Genomic DNA, 5,398 nt, shown 5'->3' with positions numbered 1-5,398 from the left:
TCCGTCGTCGGCAGCGTCAGATGTGTATAAGAGACAGGCCGGGTACGGGGCGGGCGTCGGCACCGGCTGGGCGGGCGTGGACGGTGCGGTGCCGGGCGGTGGGCCCCACGACGCGTCGGACGTCGGGTCGTGGGACGGGCCGGTGGACGCCGAGGCCCAGGCGTCACCGCCAGCCGCTCCCGTCGTGTCCCGCGTCCTGTCTCTCGGGACGTCTCCCGGAACGTCACTCGGGACGCCACGTGGAACGCCACGTGGAACGTCACCGGGCGGCGTCGCTGCCCCGGGAGTGGTCCACCCCTGCTCGTCGCTCACTGTCTGCGAACCTCCCTGTCGGTCCGCGGCAATGTACCCCGCCGCGGCGCCCCGCCGCGGCACGTGATCCACAATCGTCACGACACCGTGTCCGGTACGCGGGAGGGCCTGTGGACAGTGCACCGGCCGGCCACTCCGGGCCTTCGCGGGCGGTCGCGGGCGGGCTCGTGGAGCGGGGTCGACGCGGGAGCGGCCCGCTCAGCCGGCCGACGGGATCGAACGGCTGCGCCCCCGGAACTCGGCGACGACGACGCCGTCGGCGGCCCGCGTCACCGTGACGTCGGTGAGGCCGCTGCGTCCGTACGCCGTGCGGACCCGGGCGTCGGCCACGAGCACGTCGCCGAGCCGTCCCGGTGCAGTGAAGGTGACGTCGGCCCCGGCCGCCACGGTGAGGTCGCCGCGGGAGTTGCACGCCAGGGCGAACGCCGAGTCGGCGAGCGTGAAGATGAACCCGCCGTGGCAGATCGCGTGCCCGTTGACCATGTCGTCGCGGACGGTGAGACGCACGACGGCGTGGTCGCGCTCGACGACGACGGCCTCCATCCCGAGCCGCCGCGACGCCTCGTCGTCGTCCCACATGCGGTGCGCGAACGCGACCCCGGCCGCGACCTCGTCCCCGGACGCGTCCGACGCGCCCGATGCGTCCGACGCGCCCGACGCGCCCGAGGCGTCCGACGCGTCGGTGGCGCTCACGCGAGACTCCCGTCGGTGAGCGCCGGGCTGGGCCGGTAGCGGCCGCCCAGGAAGGCGGCGTCGAGCTGCTCGAGCTGCCGGGCGACCACGTCGAAGCCGATCTCACGGCCCCAGGCGATCGGTCCCTTGGGGTAGCGCGTCCCGAGCCGCATCGCGGTGTCGACGTCCTCGGCGCTCGCCTCGCCGCGGTGCACGAGGTCGACGGCCTCGTTGACGAGCATCGCCAGGGTGCGGGCGAGCGGGTCGGTCTCGAGGGGACCGCCGACGAGGCGTTCGGCGAGCGCGAGGTCTGGCTCGGCGTCCGTCGGCGTGCCGTCGGCCCCGTACGTGTAGACGCCGGCGCCGGTCTTGCGGCCGAGGCGACCGGCGTCGACGAGCCGGCGCTGCAGGTCGGTCGGGGCGTAGCGCTCGTCGTGGCCGGTCTGCTCCCACACCGACGTGCCGACCGCGAGGTTGACGTCCTGGCCGATGAAGTCCGTCAGCTCGAGCGGCCCCATCGGGAAGCCGCCTCTCTCGCGGAGGATCCAGTCGACGGTGGCGGCGTCGGCGACCCCGGACTCGACGATGCGCTGCGCCTCGCCGTAGAACGGCCGCGCCACCCGGTTGACGATGAACCCCGGCGTCGACGCGCAGCGCACCGGCGTCTTGCCCCACGCCTCCATGAGCGTCACGGCGTGCTCGACGTAGGCGCGCGAGGTCACGGTGCCGTGCACCACCTCGACGAGGCGCATGACGGGCGGGGGGTTGAAGAAGTGCAGGCCGAGGACGCGCTCGGGGTCCGTGACGTCCTGGGCGATGGCGTCGATGTCGATGCTGCTCGTGTTCGTCGCGAGGACCGCCGTCGGGGGTTGCCCCTCGGCGAGCTCGGCGAACAGCCGCCGCTTGAGGTCGAGGTCCTCGGGCACCGCCTCGACGACGAGGGCGCACTCCGGCAGGTCGTCGACGGCCTCCGCGGTCGCGAGGCGTCGCATGGTGGCGGTGGCGGTGGCCTGCTCGATGCGGCCGGTGTCGGCGAGGCGCTCGAGCGAGGCCCCGATCCGCTCCAGCGCCGAGGCCGCAGCGCCGGGGACCGCGTCGACGAGGACGACGGTGTGCCCGGCGACGGCGGCGACCTGCGCGATGCCGGCTCCCATGGCTCCTGCGCCGACGACGGCGACGCGGCCGAAGGCGGACTCGCCTCCGGCCTGCCCGCCGCGGTCGTCCTCGAGGCCTGCGGCGTCCGTGGGGGTCGGGGCGGCGTCGTCGGTGACCATGCGGCCATCCTGCCTCGTCCGGTCCGCGGGCCGGGCGCCGGACTAGCATCGATGGCGTGACTGCACCGGCGACGACGCCCACCACCCACCCGCTGCTCGACCGCCACACCGGTGTCCTCGACGAGATCCGTCAGGCGCTGGCCGGCCGCACCTACTACTCGCGCTACCCCGAGTCGCCGAGCCCCCGCGTCTACGGCGAGGACGCCGCCAGGGAGGGGCTGGCCGCCCACGAGGCGCACCTCGGCGCGCCGTTCGCCGCGCTCGCGAGCCAGCCGACCAACGGCACGTCCGTCGGCAGCGAGGTGTCGCCGTACGGCCCGGCCCTCGGCGTCACGTACCCCGCGCTCGACCTCGACGCCGGCCTTGCCGCTGCTCGCGAGGCGATGCGCGCCTGGTGCGACGCCGGCCCGCAGGTCCGGGCGGCCGTCTGCGTCGAGATCGTCGACCGCGTCAACGCGCGCTCCTTCGAGATCGCCAACGCCGTCATGCACACCTCGGGCCAGCCCTTCGTCATGTCGTTCCAGGCCGGCGGCCCGCACGCGCAGGACCGTGCGGTCGAGGCGGTCGCGGCGGGCCTGGTCGAGCAGGAGCGCGTGCCCGCGTCGGTCGTCTGGGAGAAGCCCGGCAAGGACCGCGAGGGCAGGCCGGCGCCCCTGCGGATGCAGAAGGACTACCGCCTCGTGCCGCGCGGCATCGGGCTCGTCATCGGCTGCAACACGTTCCCGACGTGGAACGCCTACCCCGGCATCTTCGCCTCGCTCGTCACGGGCAACGCCGTCGTCGTCAAGCCGCACCCGCGCGCCGTGCTGCCCCTCGCGATCTCGGTGGCCGCGGCGCGCGAGGTGCTCGAGGAGGCCGGCTTCGACCCCGCCCTCGTCCAGCTCGCGCCCGAGTCCGACGGTCAGGGCCTGGCCAAGGTGCTCGCCGAGCGGCCCGAGGTCGCGATCATCGACTACACCGGTGGCCCGGCGTTCGGCGCCTGGCTCGAGGAGCGCGGCGCGGCGCTCGGCAAGCTCGTGTACACCGAGAAGGCCGGGCTCAACACCGTCGTCGTCGACTCGACCGACGACGTGCGCGGCGCCCTCGGCAACCTCGCCTTCAGCCTGACCCTGTACTCCGGCCAGATGTGCACGGCCCCGCAGAACGTCTACGTGCCCGCCGGCGGTGTCGACACCGACGAGGGCCACCTGAGCTTCGAGGAGTTCGGCGAGCGGCTGGCCGGCGCCGTGTCCCGTCTCACGGGCGAGGACGCCAAGGCGGTCGAGCTGCTCGGCGCCACCGTCAACGACCAGGTCCGCAGCAACGCCGACTCCCTCGAGACGCTGGCCGACGACGCCGACGGCCGCGTCGTGCTCGCCTCCCGACGCCTGACGCACCCGAGCTGGCCCGACGCCGTCGTGCGCGCACCCGGGCTCGTCGCCGTCGACGTCTCGCGCGAGGACGTCTACACGCAGGAGTGTTTCGGCCCGGTCGGCTTCCTCATCCGGACCGCCTCGACGGACCAGTCGCTGGCCCAGCTCGCCGACACGGTGCGCGAGCACGGCGCGATGACCGCCTCGGTGTACTCGACGTCCGAGGACGTCCTCGACCGCGCCCGCGAGGCGGCGGCCGAGGGCGGTGTCGCCCTGTCGGAGAACCTCACCGGCCAGGTGTTCGTCAACCAGACCGCCGCCTTCTCCGACTACCACGGCACGGGAGCCAACCCGGCCGCCAACGCCGCCTACACCGATGCGGCGTTCGTCGCCAACCGGTTCCGCGTCATCACCTCGCGCAGGCACGTGTGACCGCCGGGGAGAAGGCGGTGCCCACTCCCGTCGCAACCGACCGGGCGGCGTTGCAGCGCAAGGTGGTTCGCACCCTCGTCGGTTCGCAGGTTCTCGGCGGGGTCGGCATGGCCTGCGGCATCGCGGTCGGCGCCCTCATCGCCGAGGACCTCAGCGGCACGGAGGCGCTCGCCGGCGTCGGCACCACCTCGCAGGTGCTGGGTACGGCGCTGCTGACCATCCCGGTGGCTCGCGCCACAGCATCTCGCGGCCGACGCATCGGGCTCCGGCTCGGGCTGAGCGTGGCCTTCGTCGGCGCCGCGCTCGTCGTCGTCGCCGCGGTGCTGCGCTCGTTCCCCCTCTTCGTCGTCGGGATGTTCCTCTTCGGCGGCGGCACGACGGCCAACAACCAGACCCGGTACGCCGCAGCCGACCTCGCCGAGCCGGCACGACGGGGACGCGACCTGTCCGTGGTCGTGTGGGCCACGACGATCGGCTCGGTCACCGGCCCCAACCTCGTCGGGCCCGGCAAGGCCGTGGCCCACGTGCTCGGCCTGCCCGAGCTGTCGGGCGTGTTCGTCTTCTCGCTGGCCGGGTTCGTCCTCGCGTGGCTCGTCGTCGACCGGCTGCTGCGTCCCGACCCGCTCCTGACCGCGCGACGCCTCGACGCCGAGTCCCGCGCAGCGGACCTCCGGTCCCGAGGCGTGGACACCGAGGCGTCCCTCGTGCTGCCGGCCGACACGTCGGTCGGGGCCTCGGCCGGCCCGGTGGACGCGCCCGGCGAGGTCGTCGGTGCGCCGGCAGAGCCGTCCGCCGCACCGGCCGGCGAGGCGCCGAACCACGACGGCTCGATGCGCCGCGGCCTCGCGGTGCTCCGGTCCAACCCCCGCGCGCTGACCGGCATGCTCGTGATGGCCCTCGGGCACCTCGTCATGGTCAGCGTCATGGTCATGACGCCGATCCACATGAAGCACGGCCACGCCGAGCTCGAGGTCATCGGCTTCGTCATCTCGGTGCACATCCTCGGGATGTTCGCGCTGTCGCCCCTCGTCGGGATGGCCGTCGACCGGTGGGGCAGCCACTGGGTGGCGACCGCGGGCGGCGCCGTCCTCATGGTGGCGTCGGTGCTCGCGTCGTGGACCGCGGCGGGCTGGTCGGGTCTGCTCCTCGCCGCGCTCTTCCTCCTCGGGGTCGGCTGGTCGTGCACCCTGGTGTCCGGCTCGACGCTGCTCACCGCCGCCGTCTCGACGGACGAGCGTCCGGCGACCCAGGGCCTCGCCGACGTGCTCATGGGCCTCGCCGGTGCGGGCGGCGGCGTCGCGGCCGGCATCGTCGTGGGGCTGTCTCTTATACACATCTGACGCTGCCGACGACGGA

Annotated in this window: 4 protein-coding genes and 1 pseudogene; 2 read left to right on the top strand and 3 right to left on the bottom strand. The window is 74.2% G+C overall.

Annotated features, from left to right (window positions below):
- The 3 genes and pseudogenes from ACR9ZK_RS20520 to ACR9ZK_RS20510 form a co-directional block, all read right to left on the bottom strand.
- A pseudogene (locus ACR9ZK_RS20520) lies at nucleotides 1–312 on the bottom strand (hypothetical protein); the annotation flags it as partial.
- A 198-nt stretch (nucleotides 313–510) separates the two neighbouring features.
- A complete protein-coding gene (gene paaI, locus ACR9ZK_RS20515) occupies nucleotides 511–1,005 on the bottom strand; it encodes a hydroxyphenylacetyl-CoA thioesterase PaaI (protein ID WP_481343815.1) in 495 nt (164 codons plus the stop codon).
- Nucleotides 1,002–2,258, bottom strand: coding sequence for a 3-hydroxyacyl-CoA dehydrogenase NAD-binding domain-containing protein (locus tag ACR9ZK_RS20510; protein WP_481343814.1), 1,257 nt, complete (start codon nucleotides 2,256–2,258; stop codon nucleotides 1,002–1,004). Before ACR9ZK_RS20510 ends, paaI begins: the two co-directional genes overlap by 4 nt.
- Before the next feature lie 56 nt (nucleotides 2,259–2,314).
- Here ACR9ZK_RS20510 and paaN point away from each other — a divergent pair, with 56 nt between their 5' ends.
- Both paaN and ACR9ZK_RS20500 read left to right on the top strand, forming a co-directional pair.
- Complete coding sequence (paaN, locus tag ACR9ZK_RS20505; RefSeq protein ID WP_481343813.1) at nucleotides 2,315–4,042, top strand: phenylacetic acid degradation protein PaaN; 1,728 nt, start codon at nucleotides 2,315–2,317, stop codon at nucleotides 4,040–4,042.
- Nucleotides 4,043–4,059: 17 nt separating this feature from the next.
- Nucleotides 4,060–5,382, top strand: coding sequence for an MFS transporter (locus ACR9ZK_RS20500; RefSeq protein WP_481343812.1), 1,323 nt, complete (start codon nucleotides 4,060–4,062; stop codon nucleotides 5,380–5,382).
- Nucleotides 5,383–5,398: the final 16 nt, after the last annotated feature.

The organism is Monashia sp. HAY1-5C, from assembly GCF_056755255.1.
The sequence above is the reverse complement of the archived record's forward strand: the minus strand, read 5'-3'. Positions and strand labels throughout refer to the sequence as shown.

Coding starts and splice junctions, on each gene's coding strand:
- ACR9ZK_RS20510 (WP_481343814.1), bottom strand. CDS start 2,258: ATGGTCACCGACGACGCCGCCCCGACCCCCACGGACGCCGCAGGCCTC.